Source organism: Ruegeria sp. R8_1, from assembly GCF_017743815.1.
Taxonomy (GTDB): Bacteria; Pseudomonadota; Alphaproteobacteria; order Rhodobacterales; family Rhodobacteraceae; genus Ruegeria; species Ruegeria lacuscaerulensis_A.
In genome coordinates, this window is record NZ_JAGHRL010000012.1 from 45,254 (window position 1) to 60,535 (window position 15,282).

The following is a 15,282-nucleotide window of genomic DNA, read 5'->3' on the forward strand; positions in this document are numbered from 1 at the left end:
CATTAATAATGCACGAAATGCAATGAGATTGAAGTGCAACTGGGAAATAGTACAACTTTAAGGATTTCCGAATCATGCATAATATGCAAATTGCACATTATGACGCTGGATGATTACCTGACCGCCAACAAGATTTCTGGGCCAAAGTTCGCTCAGCGGATCAATGTCGATCCCGCCACGATCTACAGGATCAGGCGTGGCCAGGTGGTGCCGCATCGCCAAACAATGCAGGCCATCATCGCGGCGAGTGGTGGTGACATCAGCGTTGAAGACCTTGTGCAAGTCGATCAACCGACAAAGAAGGAGACCTGATTGACCGCTGAAGCCCTTGCCCTGATTGCCGCATATTTCCTGTGCTCGAAAACTGCCGAGATACGAGTTCTCAACCAGGCTGAAGCCGTAGCCTGTGTTGATACCTACACCGACGTTAAACTGTTGTTCGTCGATGGTGTGACCCGTGATGACTACGACGCATTGTCCACCCGTGAACAAGTCGAAGTAAACCAGACCGCCTATTTGGCCTACGTGGCCTGGAAAGACGCCAATCCTGATCTGGTGGAAAAGCTGGAGCGTGATGCCCAGGCCCAGATCGCCAATACTGGCTGCTGATCCCTTACGGAAATCTACCCCATCGGCCCACCTCTTTCCCCAAATAGAGGTGGGTCACCGTTCGTGACAAAAAGTCGAGGGAGCGTTTTTTCGTGACAAATGAAGTTGAAGTCATGGTGGATATCGAGGTCACCAATGAGGAAAAGCAGGCCATCTACCAGAGGCTGCTCAAACGCAATCTCATCCGACGTGAAACGGGTTTGCCGCCCTTAGAAATCAAAGCCAGCTATGCACGGCAGGTGCAGAACCTTGAAGATCAGCGTTACCACGCCGCCATAGAACCGCACCTGGCAGCAGCGTATGAGCGTTGACTGCGTTGCATAGTACCAAATGAATGCATCTTTCGCTTAACCCCATTCCACGGCTTTGGTGAATATATGTGAAAGCAAGTTCATCTGTCGGTTTACCGTCGATCCTGACACCTCGCTTAGCCGGTCGTCCTTCCACCGGCTGATGTCGGCCTTAGTAATGTCATGGACCATCATGCTGGATATCTTTGTCCGCTTGAGAACAACGAACTGCTTCAGTTCCCAATCATGGCCCTTTTTGTGGACGCTTACCCGCCTGTCGTACTCATCAAGCAAAGCTGAAAACTTGATCACACCATCACGTGCATCATCACGCTGCTGCCGCAGTTCCGCCTCGGTGTAGGTCGCCCAAATCTTGGCTTCAGTCTTGGTGTCGAACAGTTTGGATCGGCGAATCCCATTGACGTAGACTTGAGAACGCCAACCGTTCTTATGCTTTGAAATACTTGCCATAGCGCAAATGTGGGAGTTCGTGCGTAATCGACAACCCCGCCTCGGAGAACTAGATTGAATCTAGTTATGGATAACCCAATGTTTTCAAGGATGTTCTCGAAACGTCTAACACTAGATTTGATCTAAATCTAGGAAGTGGTGCCCGGGGGCGGAATCGAACCACCGACACGAGGATTTTCAATCCACTGCTCTACCCCTGAGCTACCCGGGCATGGGAACGATGTTCATCGTTGGGTGGAGGCGTTCTATGACTTGCCACTGGCAGTGTCCAGAGCCTTTTTCAACATTTTTTCAATGCGGACGAGAATGATCAGTTTCTTCCGTCTCGACATCGGCGTCAACGTCCTCCTCCCTCTGAGACGGGACCGAATATGAACCGTTCAACCACTTGGCAAGGTCCAGATCAGCACAACGTTTTGAGCAAAACGGGCGGTACGTCTGAACAGTGTCTTCAGCACAAATCGGACAGGTCATTTCAGCACCTCGCTCAGCGGCAACCGAGCCCGTCTGCGCTGCAATTCAAAATGCCCTAGCGGCGTCCAGCCTGCCAGTGTGGTTTCGATCGGGTCGGACTTGAAGGCAGCGCGCAGGGCGGACTCGAACCCTCGGCGGTCCTTCTTGGGCATCGGCGCTAGGTCCAGCGTGATCTGTCCACCCAAGCCGCGTACCCGCAAGGCGCGGGCCAGCGTTTTGGCACAGGTGAAATTGGCCTTGGTGCCCGCCGCCAGAGACGTATCCGAGCCAGTGTTCACGTCCACCGCAACAAGTGCTCGGGTGGGTTGAATGTACAGATGCCCTCCGCCGGGCAAAGGCTCGGCGATCCCACGCGCTGTGTCCAGAGCGTCCAGAATGCCCTGTGTCTCGAACCCTCCGGCTTGGGTTACGACCTCGGCCGGGTCTGTCCAGTCGCGCCAGGCCAGAACATGAGGGCCGTCGCCTTCAAGCAGCAATTCGGGCTCGGTCCCTGTATCATTCATCACCTGATCGGCATGGGCCAGCATGGCGCTGATATCTTCGGCGATCTCGCCCGCGTCCTCACCCGCGCAACACGAGCGCAGGATCAGGCCGTAACCGCTGCCCTCCATCACCTCATGCGCGATCTCAAGCAGGCGGTCACGTTCATCCTCATCTCGGATCGAGCGCGAGATGTTCAGACCGGGCGCGTCGGGGGTGACAATCGCGTAGCGACTTTTGAACAGGACACGATCGGTCACGGGCAGGGCTTTGCCCGGCTCGGCATAGCCCGTCACCTGCACCAGCAGCAGCGCTCCGGGGGCGAGTCCCTTGACCTGCCGCAGAAACGCCGGGCCGTCGGGTGTGGACAGAAACATGCCGCCCTGCCCTTTCACGGGCCGATCTGCGCGGGCGCGGTAGATCGTGCCCGGTGCGGGCGCATCGGCGGCGATCAGGAAATCATCCAGCTTGCCGTCGACCATCAACGCGGCCGCCTCGCGGTCGTTGATGTGATCCAGAACGATGGTGCGACCCTTCATGATGCCTCACGATACAGGGGATAGCCGATACCTTGCAAAAGGGCGGCGGTTTCAGACAGGGGCAGACCGACGATACCGGTGAACGAGCCCGAAATCCACGGGATGAAGGCGCCAGCGGGGCCTTGGATGGCGTAGGCGCCCGCCTTTCCCTGCCAGTCTCCGGTTGTCAGATAGGCGTTGATCTCAACATCCGACAGGCGCTTGACCTTGACCTGCGAGACCACGTCGCGTTGCAGCACCCGATCCCCGCGCCGCACTGCGACCGAAGTGATCACCCGGTGACGACGCCCGGACAGGGCGTGCAGAAACTCGGCCGCTTGGCCTGCATTTTCGGGCTTGCCCAGAATGCGGCGGCCCAACGCCACGGTGGTGTCCGCGCATAAAGTGATATCGTCACTATCCGCCTGCACCGCCTGCACTTTTTCGCGCGTGATGCGGCTGCAGTACGGTACCGGCAACTCGCCGTTCAGCGGGGTTTCGTCGATGTCAGGGGGGCGGATCGCATCGGGCTGCACGCCAAGCTGGGCCAACAGGTCCAGCCGCCTTGGGCTGCCCGATCCGAGGATAAACGCCATGAGATAAGGCGTTACTTGAAGCGGTAGTTGATCCGACCCTTGGTCAGATCATAAGGGGTCATCTCGACCTGAACTTTGTCGCCAGCCAGAACACGGATGCGGTTCTTGCGCATCTTGCCCGCCGTATGTGCGATGATCTCATGGCCGTTTTCCAGCTCGACCCGAAACGTCGCATTAGGCAGGAGTTCCTTCACGACACCGGGAAATTCGAGCGTATCTTCCTTGGCCATGTTGTCTCCACATTTACGTTGCACTCGCAGAATCTGCGAGGATGTGCGCTTAAATGAGCCTATTTCGGGCTTATTTCAAGGCCGGAATCACGAAAGAGCAGAGATTGTGACCGATTCGACTCGGGGCGTTTGCTCATCCCAATGGGTTCGGTTCAGCACATGGCCATCGGCGCGGACTTCGGCAATAGCCGACAGGTCGATATCGGCGTAAGTCCAGCCGGGTTGGTTCAATTGTCCTTCGGCCAACACGCCGGTGCCGGGGAACCCTTTGTCAGGCGGGCCAAAGATGCCACCGGTGCCTGTGTTCATATCCACGGCCTCGGACCACTCGTTCTTGCCGACCAGCGAGGCCATGACCGTCACACACTGGTTTTCCAGCGCGCGCGCCATCGCGCCAATCCGCACCCGCCAATAGCCCGAGAGCGCCTCGGTGCATGACGGTACAAGGATCAGGTCCGCCTCACTCAGCGCGCGACCCAGCAGGGGAAATTCACTGTCATAGCAGATAAGAACGCCGATCTTGCCCAACTTCGTGTCGAACAGTTTCAGCGGGCCCCCGGACGCGATATCCCAAGCCTCACGCTCGAACCGGGTCATGATTTGCTTGTCTTGGTGATCCTTCTGGCCATCGGGCGCATAAAGCGTCGCTCGGTTCACCGGGCGGCCCGGCCCATCCACAACCGGCGCAGACGCGCCCAAAATATAGGTGCCATATTCGCGTGCCAGCCGTTGATGTAGGGCCTGCGCATCAACCATCCGATCCGACACGGCGCGGATCGAACGTTCCAGATCGCCTGCCACATCGGTCCCGTCCAACGTCGACAGCTCCATCGCGCCATATTCGGGGAAGACCAGCAACTCGGCCCCCTGCCCGGCGGCCTCGGCCACCCAGTGGTCCATCTTGTCTTCGTACTGCGCCCAACTGTCGAGCCAGTCGAGGTCATAGGCGGCGGTTGCGACTTTCATGGGCTGCGTCCTTCAGCATTGGATTGGCGCGACCCTAAGACAGGATCGCGCGATATGTATAGACCCGGCCGAGATCCGACGGGAAAGTGAATTGGCTTACCGGCCCAGACTTGGTTCAATAGGTCAGGAGGATCACCATGCAAAACCCCGAAAGCTTCGAAAAGTTCTATTTCGCCAAGGTCGGTATGGGCGAGGCCTGCGGCTGCGCCGAACGTGTCATTGACGTGTTCGAATTCAATCGCAAAGGCGGGGCACAAACAAAAACCGAAGTTCGTCTGGAAAAGCCCAAACGCCGGTCCTTTCGCGGATGGGCGGTGAAGTACGGCCTTCTCAGCCGCAAACAGACACGCTGAGACCGAACGGCGCAGTTATGCGTTCAGATCCCTGATCCAGAACTGCAACGGTTTCTGCGTCTCGCCGTTTTCTCCGATATCCTTCCACGAAAACTGCGCCACGACACCGGGTAAAGGTTCATACCCGCGTGCCCGCCAGAACGCATCCAGGGGCCGGTAGCTTTCTGGACGCATCGGATGATCGACAGGGCGCTGCACGCTGCAAAAGGCGCATTTCGCAAAACCCAAAGCGCGCGCGTGGGCTTCGCGGTGATCAAAGAATTTATGACCAACAGCCTGCCCCCGGTAGTCCGGCAGCAGAACGGATTCCGCGCAATAGAAAACATCCGACAAATCCACACCTGACCCGTCAAAGGCCGCAGCAAAGTCTTCGGCATGATCGGCCAGCGGCGCGCCGGTCGAGGCCCCGATCAGACGGTCGCCGTCAAAGGCCCCGACCACGATGGATCGGGCACTGTCGCGGTAGGCTTGCAGGTACTTCCGCTCATAGCTCAGATCCCCATCATAGAGATAGGGCCACGCGTGAAACACCTTGATGCGCAACCGGGCCACATCGTCCAGAACGGCCTCAAGCGCCGCGCCGGTCAGAGGGTGGACGGCCGAGACCTCAGCCATTCGAGACCTGCTTGGTCCAATCAGCCAGATTGTAGAAGGTGGTGACCCGGGTGATTTTGCCGTCCTTGAGGTCAAAGAACGACCCGGCGGGCAGGCGGTAGGTTTGACCATGCGCCTCGGGCAGGCCGTCGTCTGTTTCAAGATAGGTACCGTTCACAATGAACTCCGCTGCAGCACGGGTTCCACCTTCGGCGTCGAACACCACGATATCGGTCAGGTTCTCGCGGTAGCAGCGGTTCATATGGGCGCAGAAGGCAGCAAATTTTTCTTTACCCACACGAATCTGCCCTTCATTCACGTGATGGGCAATGCCATCGGACAGGCAGGCTAACATGCCGTCGACATCGCCTGCGTTGAAGGCATCGAAATAGGTTTTCACGGTCTGGTTCATGGTCACTCCGTCGGTTCGCCCCAGCGGTCCTTCAGATGTTTGATAATCTGATCGCGGGTCTGTCGATAGTGAGTTAGCTTGTCTTCACGACTTTCGCCCAGTCCGGTAGGGTCCATTATTGGCCAATAATCGACATCCAGATGAAAAATCCGCGTCAAATCCAACGCTCGCCTTTGGCTGGCGGGTGACAACGCGACGATCAGGTCGAACGAGCTGAGGTCATCGCCCCATTCCTGCATCTCGTCGAAGGAACGCGACCTGTGTCGCGAAAGCTCAACGCCGATTTCCTGGCAGACGGCGACGCAGAAACCGTCGATCTCCAGATCGTTATGGACACCGGCAGATTGCACATAGGTACCGGTGCCGTAGAACTTTTTCATGATGCCTTCGGCCATCGGGGACCGAACCGAGTTGTGGTCGCAACAGAACAGAATGGACTGCGGCAGAGACGTCACCCGTCAGCCCCCAAAGTGCAATACGCAAATCAGCGTGAACAGGCGGCGGGCTGTATCGGTGTCCACTTCGGCTTTGCCATCAAGCCTTTCCTGCAGAACCCGGCTGCCTTCGTTGTGTATGCCGCGCCGCGCCATGTCGATGGTTTCGATCTGACTGGGTGGCAGCGACTTCACTGCATCAAAATAGCTTTCGCAAATCTGGAAATAGTCTTTGACAACTTGCTTGAAGGGCCCCAGCGAAAGGTGAAACTCGGCCGCCTTTTCTTCGGCCTCGGTGGCAACGTCAAAAACCAACCGTTTGTCCCGAATGGACAGTTGCAGATGATAGGGGCCGTCAGGCACCACGCGGTCGTCGCGCGCGGGCAGCGCGAAGCTGTTATCCTCAAGCAGATCATAGATCGCGACCTTGCGCTCCTGTTCGATCTCGGGCGTCGGCGGAGGCAGGTTTCGGTCGTCCAGTTCGATATGCGAAATGCGGGTCATGGGTGTCTGGTCCATAAGGGTTGAGACAGCCATATCCTAAGAAAAGTGAATGGGCAACGCGCAGAAAATCGGTCTAGGCCAATTCGTCACAAAGGATGTTTGGAGGGGTCAATCCCGTGCTTTGACAGGAGTGTATCGACCAAAGACCCCCGGTTGATCTCCATTTCACGAAACATCTTTCGGAACCACGAACCAAAGAAATGGATCGACATTTTGTTTTGCCACTCTAAAAAATCGAGCTTTGACATATCCGGGTCATTCCACAACCTGCGATGCCTTAAAGGCACAGCATACAGTTCGGTTCGAGCCGAACTCATGTCGTGTTCTGGCGAGCCATAAATGCAATGGAAAAAAAGTGGTGGCCCCAGAGTCGACAAGGGGAGGCTCCAATATGAGGAGCGGCCGTAGAGTTCGCGATACACCTTCTGATGATCCTCCGACCACCAGAATGGAACAAGATCGCTTTCAAAGGCAAAGCGACACATCTTTTGCAGCGCAGAACTGTCGCGCGGCAACGCGACAACGCCGTTCATCATGCGCTGCCGCGCCAAATTCGCTTTTGGAAAAAGATATCCTGCGTTGGTTTCGAATGGCCGAAGGGCATAGGCATCCGCATCGACCCAGATATAGTCGGTCTGTTGCATGAGCTTTAGACGAAAAAGATCGGCATGAACGGCAACTGATCGCGTGATCGGGTCACGGTAGATTTCAGAAACATCAAAGATTTCCCGCGCATCACGCGCTTCGACATAGTCCGGAATGTCTTCAAGCTCGCCATAGTGGTAAACAATGGGCGTCTGGTCGACATCCGCAAAGGACTTCAGGCAAAGGTGCTCCAGATAGCTGAACCGCTTGCCGATCCACAATGTTGCTACACGTTCCAAACTTACTTCTTCCGACGTTGTCACGTCAGAAAGTCGCCTCAGTTCCGTGAGTAAGATCAAGACCTATTGTTTATTGAATAAGAATGGTGCAGGGCGTTGTGACCCTCAAACCATAGCCGATTAGTCGTTCAAGCGTTTCAATCTTGCAGTGACCGACAAGCCATGTGCCTCAAGGCTTTCCGATTTCGCAAGTTGTTCGGCCGCAGGGCCGATGGCCCGCAGCGCAGCAGGTGTCATCTGGCTGAGTGTTGTGCGTTTGAGAAAGTCCATCACGCTGAGCCCCGAAGAAAACCGCGCCGATCGCGCCGTGGGCAGAACATGGTTAGGACCACCCACATAATCGCCGATGGCCTCAGGAGTGTATTGACCCAGAAAAATTGCGCCCGCGTGAACGGTTTTCTTGCTAAGCGCCACAGGGTCGCCCACGCAAAGCTCAAGATGTTCCGGGGCGATCCGGTTGGACAGGGCTGCTGCCTCGTCCAGATCACACACAGTGATCACCGCACCAAAATCACGCCAGCTGGAGCCGGCTATTGCGCGGCGTTGTATTGTCTCAAGCCGTTTGTCCACGGCCTCGGCCACAGCCTGCCCGAACGCCGCATCATCGGTGATCAGGATCGACTGTGCACTTTCGTCATGTTCCGCCTGACTCAGCAAATCCAGCGCGATCCAGTCGGGGTCGTTGTCCTTGTCGGCGATGACCAGAATCTCGGACGGGCCCGCAATCATGTCGATGCCCACCTTGCCGAACACGCGACGCTTGGCAGCAGCGACAAAGGCGTTGCCGGGGCCGGTAATCTTGTCCACCGGCGCGACCGAGTCAGTGCCGTAAGCCAGCGCTGCAATCGCCTGAGCACCACCGATGCGATAGATCGTATCCACACCTGAAAGCTGCGCCGCCAGCAGGACAAGCGGGTTCACCACCCCATCCGGCGTCGGCACCGCAATGGCCAGCCTTTCAACCCCCGCCACCTTAGCCGGAATCGCATTCATCAAAACCGAGGACGGGTAGGACGCTAGCCCGCCGGGCACATAAAGCCCCGCAGCAGACACCGCCGACCAGCGCCAGCCCAAAGTCGCCCCGGCTTCATCCGTCCATTCGTGATCCTCAGGCAACTGCTTTTCGTGATAGGCGCGGATGCGCGCGGCGGCCAGCTCCAGCGCGGCGCGATCCTCATCCGAGACCTGCGCCACCGCAGCCGCGATTTCTTCGGCAGAAAAGGCCAGAGTGTCAGGCGTCAACTCAAGCCGGTCGAATTTCGTGGTCAGCTCGATCACCGCAGCATCGCCGCGATTGCGAACATCTTCGATGATCTCAGCCACAATCGCGTCTACGTCCGGGCTGTCCTCGCGTTTTGCTGACAACAACGCCTGAAAGGCGAGCTCGAACTCGGGCGAGGTCGTATCAAGGAAAACGGGCATGAGCAGGCACTCCGAACGGGATTTTACCGGGACATATCGCCCGCAGCAGATGGTCTCAACCCTTCGTCGGGTGGGTGCAACGATTTGCGCATAGGATAATGTCGCATTCCGCACCATTGTTCAGGGCCACCCGCATCCTGCCAACCATATCGGCGATAGAATGCACGCGCTGTTGCGGTGGCGTTCAGATGCGCAATCGTGCAGCCTTGCTGCGCAAGCTCGTGCTCCATTCGAACCAGCAGGGCCAACCCGACACCGCGCCGAACATAGGCCGGATCGACATACAACAACGTGATTTCCGACCCGAAACGCAAAGCCCCGACGCCCGAGACTTGGCCGTCCATTTCGGCCAACCAAAGCTCGGTTCCCGATTGCAACCAGCGTCGGATCGTCTGGGGGTCTTTGTTCGCACTCCACGCCGCCAGCAGATCGGGATCTTTCCGATGATCTGCTGCACCAAGGTAGGTAATCGACCGGATCAACACCTGACTGATCTGAAACACGTCAAACACGGTCGCCGGACGCAAAACCAGACCCGTTGAGGGTCTGGCAAAGGCTTGTGCTATGCCCCGTTTATTCCGGATGATGCGGAGCCTGACCAGAAGGCGCCTGATAGGGCCGGGTCACATCCTTGAGGGTGACGTCCAGAGCCTCGACCGTCAAACGGATCGCTCCGTCCCCGGCCAGCGTCAAAACAATATGACCCGCGCCATCTTCGTCGGGCTCGAAATCAACCGACAGCAGGGACATGACCATGTCCTTGTCGCTGCGGTCCACCCCCTGGCTGGCAACCGACAGGACGGAATCGAAAACAAGCAGCGCTTGGACCCGTTCAAACGGACGGTCGCGTTGGCTTGCAGCATCTTTGTCTTCCCAGCGGAACCGGTTCAGCAACAGACCAAATCGACGCTCCGACGGACGCCATGTCATCTCGGTGATGGGGAACACCGCGTCCTGCGTCAGGGTCGAAATCACCTGAAGGTCATCCGCATCCTCTGCCCCCAGGTTCAGCGGGGCCTCACGACCGTCGTGGAAACTTGCGTCTGTCATTACTGGCCCTTGATCCGTTCAATCTTTGCACCCACGCCTTCCAGCTTGCGCACCACATGTTCATATCCCCGGTCCAAATGATAGACCCGGCTTACAGTCGTCTCACCTTCGGCCGCCAAACCGGCCAGAATCAACGAGACCGAGGCGCGAAGGTCCGTCGCCATCACCGGTGCACCTTTCAGACGCTCGACGCCCGTTACCGTAGCGGTACCGCCATGGACCTCGATATTGGCCCCCATACGTACCAGTTCAGGAGCGTGCATAAACCGATTCTCGAAAATCCGCTCTTCAAGAACGGACACGCCTTCGGCAGTGCACATCAGCGCCATCATCTGTGCCTGCAAATCGGTCGGAAATCCGGGGAAGGGTTCGGTGACAACATCGACAGACCGTACGCGTCCGTTCTTGCGCGCAACTTTCAACCCGTTTGCTGTTTCCGTGACATCAATGCCTGCAGCATCCAGCTTGGCGGCGAACGAGTCGACAAGAGACATCCGTCCGCCCAGGAGTTCAACCTCGCCGCCACAGATCGCCGGTGCCAGCATATAGGTACCCAATTCGATCCGATCCGTTACAACCTGATGGGTTGCACCGTGCAACCGGTCGACGCCTTGAATTTCGATTGTCGAAGTCCCTTCGCCCGAGATCTGCGCACCCATCTTACGCAGACACTCTACCAGATCGACGATCTCGGGCTCACGCGCGGCGTTTTTCAGCACGGTAGTGCCTTTGGCCAGCGTGGCAGCCATGACGATGTTCTCGGTCGCGCCGACAGAGGCAAACCGCATCTCATGCACGGCCCCTTTCAACCCACCCGACGTTTTGGCGTGCAGGTACCCGTCCTTCAACTCGATCTCAGCGCCCAGCGCCTCAAGCCCCTCAACATGCAGATCCATAGGTCGCGCACCAATCGCGCAGCCGCCAGGCAACGAGACCACGGCCTCACCAAAGCGCGCCAGCAGCGGACCCAGCACCAGATTCGAGGCGCGCATCTTGCGCACTATCTCGTAATCAGCGGTATGGCTGGTCAGGTTGTGGCTGGACATGGCCAGCACTTGCCCGTCCTGCAGCGCCGACACTTCGGCCCCCAGCGATTGCAGCAAGGCCGTCATTGTCTTGATGTCGCTCAACCGCGGTGCGTTTGTCAGCGTCAGCGGCTCTTCGCTCAGCAGCGTCGCGGGCATTAACGTGAGACAAGCGTTCTTGGCCCCCGCAATCGGTATTTGACCGTTCAGCGGACCATTGCCCGTAACCAGAATCGAATCCATGTGCTCTTATCCCTCGTCCTTGTCGGTCTTCTCTCCGGATACCGCCCGCGCCTTGGCTTGCGCCTTACGTCGCGCCATATTCGCCTTAAGCGCAGCCTTCAGTCGCTCCTCGCGCGGATCGCCGGATTTGCCGTGTTTTTTTGGTGTATCTTTGTCTGCCATGATCTTTCTCTACAGGAGGCGAAAAAAACCGTCCAGATACCCTTGCGCCGCGTTTCGTTTGAGTCTAATCACCCGCCCACAGCGCTGCTGTAGCTCAGAGGTAGAGCACTCCCTTGGTAAGGGAGAGGTCGAGAGTTCAATTCTCTCCAGCAGCACCATCTTTTCAATGCTTTATACACCGCCCGCCAAATCCCAGCGCCGTTGGGGTAACACCGGGGTAACACCACGCCAAAAAAATGAGGGTTCCGCCCTCGGCGCTTTCCCTAGCAATCCCAGCCACATGCGCCGCCTCAACTGGCAGTGTCACCCCGCGTTTTGCCGTTTGCCCCAAGCCCCAAAACCCCAAACGCAGCATAAACCGGGTGCAGGTGCTGAGTACTGAGGGGTTTTTCCAGCGTTCCCAGATACCTGCCGCCTCAAATGGTACATTTTCACCCGCGTTTTTACCGTTCGGTGCCGCATTCATCCTGCCTCAGATGCCGTGCTAGGGTCAGGACTCATAACCAAAATATGACGGTCGCGGCGATGCAGATTGTCGACAGGAACAGTTCACCACATCGGTCATAGCGGGTCGCGATACGACGCCAGTCTTTTAGTCGAGCAAACAAGTTCTCAACCCGGTGCCACTTGCGATACAGCCTGGCATCATGATCGGCAGGGTTCCGTCGTCCTCGGCGTGGCGGAATACACGCATTGATGCCGCGCTCGGCCAGTGCCTGCCGGAACCAGTCTGTATCATATCCTTTGTCGCCCAGCAGCATTTTGGCGGGTGGCAGGCTACCAAGCAAAACCAAGGCACATTTGGCATCGCTCATCTGCCCGACAGAGAGGAAAAAAGTCAGAGGTCGCCCGCGTCCGTCGCAAACTGTGTGCAACTTACTGTTCAGGCCGCCTTTGGTTCGACCGATTGCCCGAGTCTGAGTCCCCCTTTTGAGAGGCTTGCCGCCGTTCGATGCGCCTTCAAGTGGGTGCTGTCGATCATGATGGTTTCACCGTCCGACCCCGGTTCTGCCAGTTCCCGGAAGATGCTCGCAAAGACACCCAGGCGTGACCACCTGACAAACCGATTATAGAGCGTCTTGTGCGGGCCGTACTCGGCTGGTGCGTCCCGCCATCGCAGGCCGTTGCGGATGACATGGATGATACCGCTGAGAACAGTACGGTCGTCAGACCGGGCAACGCCCCGTGGTTTCGGGAACATGTGCTTGATGCGGGCTAGGTGCTCGCGGTCGAGCCAGAACAGATGCGACATGAAAAATCCTCCTGTCGCCCTTGAATCACGAGGTTGTCGCGGATGGAATCAGCCCGGTGAAGTCCGCAGGCCGGGATGAAGCCGTCATCCGACAAAAACCGTCAGATGACAGCGTTGAGCCCAAAGCGGTCGGTTAATTCGGTGATTAACCTAGTTGGAAGACAGATCTACAAACGCCTTGGATTCATCGTCAGGAGGGGCTACTGCATTGCACGTCAAATGAGCTTAAAAAATCTGTCCTAGTCAGAAATCGTTGCAAGGGAGATACTAAAGGTGACCTCGACTGTAGTGCTCACGACCATCAACGCGCCAAGCGAAATTATAGACAAGTGGATTGCGCTTGACCACGAACTGATCGTTGTTGGGGATCGAAAGACACCTGGATCATTCTCCAATTTGCCCGTTAGGTTTCTTGATGTGGCCGAACAAGAAAGTCAGTTTCCGGAGTTTTCTGCGGCTGTCCCGTTCAACCACTATTCGCGGAAGAACCTCGGCTATCTGCACGCGATTAAAAATGGCGCTACAACCATAGCCGAAACCGACGACGACAATATACCGTTGGCGGGTTGGCCAAAATTGCCGGACTTAGAATCAGTGCGACAGATCACCAGTCCACGCTATCCCAACGTTTATCGACTTTTCTCCGATCAACATGTGTGGCCGAGGGGCTTTCCCCTTGATAGAATTAACCTTAGGCAAGAAATTGAGATCGATGACAGTGCAACGACCCAAGCCTATATCTGGCAAGGCATGGTCAATGGCGATCCCGATGTCGACGCAATTTATCGACTGACGTCTGAGCACTTTAGTACCGAAGGCTTCGCCTTTCGCGACGCTGGTGGATACGTGTTGGCGCCAAATGTCCTGTGCGCCTTCAATACCCAGAACACTGTTTGGACTGAGCCGAAGGCGTTTCCTTATCTTTACTTGCCATGCACGGTTTCGTTTCGAGCCACTGACATCATAAAGTCATATGTAGCTCAGTATTGTATCTGGGCTTTGGGCGGCGGAATCGGATTCTACGGTCCAACTGCACTTCAAGAACGAAATGAGCACAATTTTCTGAAGGATCTTGAATCCGAGTGGGTTCTCTATGTTCGCTTCGATGAAATGATGAGGGCGCTTGATGAAGTGCAATACACTGGAATGCCCCAAGACCTGTATCTTTCATACGAGGCTTTAAGCAGAATTGGCATCACTGAAAAACGTGAGCTTAATACTGTCGAACTATGGTTACGGCAGTTGGAAGACTAATACATAATTAGAAGGACCACAGCGTGCAGAAAACCAAAATTCTCAGCATATATGGCTCTTATGGAAACTTGAACGAGGTCGAGCAGACTTTACCCTCCGTAATAGAAGAAACTCAGCGAAATGATGCTCGCCTAATCATCCACGACTCTACTGAACCCGAACACGGGCGTGAAGAAAAGTGGGCCTACCTTCGGCAGTTTGAACAAGAAGATCGAGTGTTCCTTCTTTTATCAAACAATTTGTCTATGGCACATGCTCGGAACATGTGTTTGCGGCTTGGTCAGGAAATGTACCTGCCCGACCATATAGCCATGATGGAAGATGATCATGGCTACAAAGCAGGATTTATTCCCAAGCTGGTGGATGCGATTGAAGAGAATTATGGAAAAGTCGCTCCGAATGGTTTGCGTTTTGGCCTGTTCACCGGCTGCACAAACACAAAGCATGACCATGGCCGAGTCACAGAACCGTTTGGGGATAGCGGCCATCACTATGTCAAAATCACAGACCAGGCAAATCCTTTTGCCGTAGGAGGCGCCAATAGCTGTTTCCGCGCGGCGCCCACACATCATTGGGACCACGTGCTTAAAGGTTACGACACAGATGAATACCTGATTTCCACATTTCAGACTAAGAATCTAAACTATCGAAATTACCACAGCGGGTTTACAACTATGATCGTGGCTGACGGGGACTTCATGTTTGACGTAGAGGTCAACACTGGCCGGGGAACGTCTCGGCAAATCGGAGAGCAGGCATTGTGGGACGACAAGTACACTGCAAGTGATCCCCGCAGCAGTTATCGCGGCAAGCCGCACAGTACAATGCCGGACCCATCATTGCAGGTGCCTACCGAAAGCAAGGCAGAACCTAAAAAGAAGAATTGGATCGACAAGCTTGTCAGTTTGCCAAAAAAAGGTGGCAGAATTGACTAGGCTCTGGACCCATTAATTTGGTTGCGGTCGACTTGGCTGCGTGATTCAAGCGCCTGAGTTTCAGGGGTATTTCATGAGCAATCTATTCTGGCTGACTGACGAACAGATGGAGCGTCTTCAGCCT

At 56.2% G+C, this 15,282-nt stretch carries 23 protein-coding genes and 2 tRNA genes; 7 read left to right on the plus strand and 18 right to left on the minus strand.

The window, feature by feature from the left end; translation table 11 throughout:
• Positions 1–99 precede the first annotated feature (99 nt).
• The 3 genes from J7380_RS19735 (at position 100) to J7380_RS19745 (ending at position 920) form a co-directional block, all read left to right on the plus strand.
• Complete coding sequence (locus tag J7380_RS19735) at positions 100–312, plus strand: helix-turn-helix domain-containing protein (RefSeq protein WP_209198407.1); 213 nt, start codon at positions 100–102, stop codon at positions 310–312.
• Entirely contained in the window at positions 313–609 is a 297-nt protein-coding gene (locus tag J7380_RS19740; RefSeq protein WP_209198411.1) for a hypothetical protein, read from the plus strand.
• 92 nt (positions 610–701) lie between these two features.
• Positions 702–920, plus strand: a complete 219-nt coding sequence (locus J7380_RS19745; RefSeq protein WP_209198412.1) for a hypothetical protein — start codon at positions 702–704, stop codon at positions 918–920.
• A 36-nt stretch (positions 921–956) separates the two neighbouring features.
• Here J7380_RS19745 and J7380_RS19750 read toward each other — a convergent pair whose 3' ends face one another.
• The 7 genes from J7380_RS19750 to J7380_RS19780 all read right to left on the minus strand — a co-directional run bounded on the left by J7380_RS19750 (position 957) and on the right by J7380_RS19780 (position 4,634).
• Positions 957–1,370 carry a hypothetical protein gene (locus J7380_RS19750; RefSeq protein ID WP_209198415.1) on the minus strand — a complete coding sequence of 138 codons (414 nt, stop codon included), beginning with the start codon at positions 1,368–1,370 and terminating at the stop codon, positions 957–959.
• A gap of 136 nt (positions 1,371–1,506) precedes the next feature.
• A tRNA-Phe gene (locus J7380_RS19755) sits at positions 1,507–1,581 on the minus strand.
• A gap of 80 nt (positions 1,582–1,661) precedes the next feature.
• Positions 1,662–1,844 carry a DNA gyrase inhibitor YacG gene (gene yacG, locus J7380_RS19760; RefSeq protein ID WP_209198417.1) on the minus strand — a complete coding sequence of 61 codons (183 nt, stop codon included), beginning with the start codon at positions 1,842–1,844 and terminating at the stop codon, positions 1,662–1,664.
• Positions 1,841–2,863 (minus strand): ribonuclease E/G, encoded by a 1,023-nt coding sequence (locus tag J7380_RS19765; RefSeq protein WP_209198418.1) that lies wholly within the window; start codon positions 2,861–2,863, stop codon positions 1,841–1,843. The genes yacG and J7380_RS19765 overlap by 4 nt, the downstream gene beginning before the upstream one ends.
• Positions 2,860–3,438 carry a Maf family protein gene (locus J7380_RS19770; protein ID WP_209198420.1) on the minus strand — a complete coding sequence of 193 codons (579 nt, stop codon included), beginning with the start codon at positions 3,436–3,438 and terminating at the stop codon, positions 2,860–2,862. The genes J7380_RS19765 and J7380_RS19770 overlap by 4 nt, the downstream gene beginning before the upstream one ends.
• An 11-nt stretch (positions 3,439–3,449) precedes the next feature.
• Entirely contained in the window at positions 3,450–3,668 is a 219-nt protein-coding gene (gene infA, locus J7380_RS19775) for a translation initiation factor IF-1 (RefSeq protein WP_005978431.1), read from the minus strand.
• A gap of 87 nt (positions 3,669–3,755) precedes the next feature.
• On the minus strand, positions 3,756–4,634 hold the full coding sequence (locus J7380_RS19780) for a carbon-nitrogen hydrolase family protein (protein ID WP_209198422.1): 879 nt from the start codon (positions 4,632–4,634) through the stop codon (positions 3,756–3,758).
• A gap of 137 nt (positions 4,635–4,771) precedes the next feature.
• Between J7380_RS19780 and J7380_RS19785 the strand changes: the two genes are divergently transcribed.
• On the plus strand, positions 4,772–4,987 hold the full coding sequence (locus J7380_RS19785) for a hypothetical protein (protein ID WP_209198423.1): 216 nt from the start codon (positions 4,772–4,774) through the stop codon (positions 4,985–4,987).
• 15 nt (positions 4,988–5,002) lie between these two features.
• Here J7380_RS19785 and J7380_RS19790 read toward each other — a convergent pair whose 3' ends face one another.
• The 10 genes from J7380_RS19790 to J7380_RS19835 all read right to left on the minus strand — a co-directional run bounded on the left by J7380_RS19790 (position 5,003) and on the right by J7380_RS19835 (position 11,717).
• On the minus strand, positions 5,003–5,602 hold the full coding sequence (locus J7380_RS19790; RefSeq protein WP_209198430.1) for a GNAT family N-acetyltransferase: 600 nt from the start codon (positions 5,600–5,602) through the stop codon (positions 5,003–5,005).
• Positions 5,595–5,993 carry a ketosteroid isomerase-related protein gene (locus tag J7380_RS19795; protein ID WP_209198437.1) on the minus strand — a complete coding sequence of 133 codons (399 nt, stop codon included), beginning with the start codon at positions 5,991–5,993 and terminating at the stop codon, positions 5,595–5,597. Before J7380_RS19795 ends, J7380_RS19790 begins: the two co-directional genes overlap by 8 nt.
• Positions 5,994–5,995: 2 nt before the next feature.
• Positions 5,996–6,448 carry a low molecular weight phosphatase family protein gene (locus J7380_RS19800; protein ID WP_170353273.1) on the minus strand — a complete coding sequence of 151 codons (453 nt, stop codon included), beginning with the start codon at positions 6,446–6,448 and terminating at the stop codon, positions 5,996–5,998.
• 3 nt (positions 6,449–6,451) lie between these two features.
• Positions 6,452–6,931 carry a UPF0262 family protein gene (locus J7380_RS19805; protein ID WP_209198445.1) on the minus strand — a complete coding sequence of 160 codons (480 nt, stop codon included), beginning with the start codon at positions 6,929–6,931 and terminating at the stop codon, positions 6,452–6,454.
• Between the two features lie 86 nt (positions 6,932–7,017).
• Positions 7,018–7,815 (minus strand): hypothetical protein, encoded by a 798-nt coding sequence (locus J7380_RS19810; RefSeq protein ID WP_209198447.1) that lies wholly within the window; start codon positions 7,813–7,815, stop codon positions 7,018–7,020.
• A 120-nt stretch (positions 7,816–7,935) separates the two neighbouring features.
• On the minus strand, positions 7,936–9,237 hold the full coding sequence (hisD, locus tag J7380_RS19815) for a histidinol dehydrogenase (RefSeq protein ID WP_209198449.1): 1,302 nt from the start codon (positions 9,235–9,237) through the stop codon (positions 7,936–7,938).
• A gap of 23 nt (positions 9,238–9,260) precedes the next feature.
• A complete protein-coding gene (locus J7380_RS19820) occupies positions 9,261–9,764 on the minus strand; it encodes a GNAT family N-acetyltransferase (protein ID WP_247742668.1) in 504 nt (167 codons plus the stop codon).
• Positions 9,765–9,810: 46 nt separating this feature from the next.
• Complete coding sequence (locus J7380_RS19825; RefSeq protein ID WP_209198451.1) at positions 9,811–10,287, minus strand: DUF2948 family protein; 477 nt, start codon at positions 10,285–10,287, stop codon at positions 9,811–9,813.
• Complete coding sequence (gene murA / locus J7380_RS19830; protein WP_170353277.1) at positions 10,287–11,555, minus strand: UDP-N-acetylglucosamine 1-carboxyvinyltransferase; 1,269 nt, start codon at positions 11,553–11,555, stop codon at positions 10,287–10,289. Before murA ends, J7380_RS19825 begins: the two co-directional genes overlap by 1 nt.
• Positions 11,556–11,561: 6 nt before the next feature.
• Complete coding sequence (locus J7380_RS19835) at positions 11,562–11,717, minus strand: hypothetical protein (RefSeq protein ID WP_170353278.1); 156 nt, start codon at positions 11,715–11,717, stop codon at positions 11,562–11,564.
• A gap of 83 nt (positions 11,718–11,800) precedes the next feature.
• Between J7380_RS19835 and J7380_RS19840 the strand changes: the two genes are divergently transcribed.
• Positions 11,801–11,875: transfer RNA gene (locus tag J7380_RS19840), tRNA-Thr, on the plus strand.
• 339 nt (positions 11,876–12,214) lie between these two features.
• Here J7380_RS19840 and J7380_RS19845 read toward each other — a convergent pair.
• Positions 12,215–12,969 (minus strand): IS5 family transposase gene (locus tag J7380_RS19845; protein WP_247742669.1). Its coding sequence is split into 2 segments (ribosomal slippage): positions 12,215–12,633 and positions 12,633–12,969, totalling 756 coding nucleotides; the frame shifts between segments, so codons are not numbered across the junction.
• 273 nt (positions 12,970–13,242) lie between these two features.
• Here J7380_RS19845 and J7380_RS19850 point away from each other — a divergent pair.
• On the plus strand, positions 13,243–14,223 hold the full coding sequence (locus tag J7380_RS19850; protein WP_209198453.1) for a hypothetical protein: 981 nt from the start codon (positions 13,243–13,245) through the stop codon (positions 14,221–14,223).
• Positions 14,224–14,246: 23 nt separating this feature from the next.
• A complete protein-coding gene (locus tag J7380_RS19855; RefSeq protein ID WP_209198455.1) occupies positions 14,247–15,158 on the plus strand; it encodes a hypothetical protein in 912 nt (303 codons plus the stop codon).
• Positions 15,159–15,282: the final 124 nt, after the last annotated feature.

What these genes read in the sequence shown, in the direction of transcription:
- J7380_RS19825 (WP_209198451.1), bottom strand. Translation starts at nt 10,287, where the DNA reads ATGACAGACGCAAGTTTCCACGACGGTCGTGAGGCCCCGCTGAACCTG.
- J7380_RS19750 (WP_209198415.1), bottom strand. Translation starts at nt 1,370, where the DNA reads ATGGCAAGTATTTCAAAGCATAAGAACGGTTGGCGTTCTCAAGTCTAC.
- J7380_RS19785 (WP_209198423.1), top strand. Translation starts at nt 4,772, where the DNA reads ATGCAAAACCCCGAAAGCTTCGAAAAGTTCTATTTCGCCAAGGTCGGT.
- J7380_RS19780 (WP_209198422.1), bottom strand. Translation starts at nt 4,634, where the DNA reads ATGAAAGTCGCAACCGCCGCCTATGACCTCGACTGGCTCGACAGTTGG.
- infA (WP_005978431.1), bottom strand. Translation starts at nt 3,668, where the DNA reads ATGGCCAAGGAAGATACGCTCGAATTTCCCGGTGTCGTGAAGGAACTC.
- J7380_RS19765 (WP_209198418.1), bottom strand. Translation starts at nt 2,863, where the DNA reads ATGAAGGGTCGCACCATCGTTCTGGATCACATCAACGACCGCGAGGCG.
- J7380_RS19735 (WP_209198407.1), top strand. Translation starts at nt 100, where the DNA reads ATGACGCTGGATGATTACCTGACCGCCAACAAGATTTCTGGGCCAAAG.
- hisD (WP_209198449.1), bottom strand. Translation starts at nt 9,237, where the DNA reads ATGCCCGTTTTCCTTGATACGACCTCGCCCGAGTTCGAGCTCGCCTTT.
- J7380_RS19770 (WP_209198420.1), bottom strand. Translation starts at nt 3,438, where the DNA reads ATGGCGTTTATCCTCGGATCGGGCAGCCCAAGGCGGCTGGACCTGTTG.
- yacG (WP_209198417.1), bottom strand. Translation starts at nt 1,844, where the DNA reads ATGACCTGTCCGATTTGTGCTGAAGACACTGTTCAGACGTACCGCCCG.
- J7380_RS19805 (WP_209198445.1), bottom strand. Translation starts at nt 6,931, where the DNA reads ATGACCCGCATTTCGCATATCGAACTGGACGACCGAAACCTGCCTCCG.
- J7380_RS19790 (WP_209198430.1), bottom strand. Translation starts at nt 5,602, where the DNA reads ATGGCTGAGGTCTCGGCCGTCCACCCTCTGACCGGCGCGGCGCTTGAG.
- J7380_RS19795 (WP_209198437.1), bottom strand. Translation starts at nt 5,993, where the DNA reads ATGAACCAGACCGTGAAAACCTATTTCGATGCCTTCAACGCAGGCGAT.
- murA (WP_170353277.1), bottom strand. Translation starts at nt 11,555, where the DNA reads ATGGATTCGATTCTGGTTACGGGCAATGGTCCGCTGAACGGTCAAATA.
- J7380_RS19835 (WP_170353278.1), bottom strand. Translation starts at nt 11,717, where the DNA reads ATGGCAGACAAAGATACACCAAAAAAACACGGCAAATCCGGCGATCCG.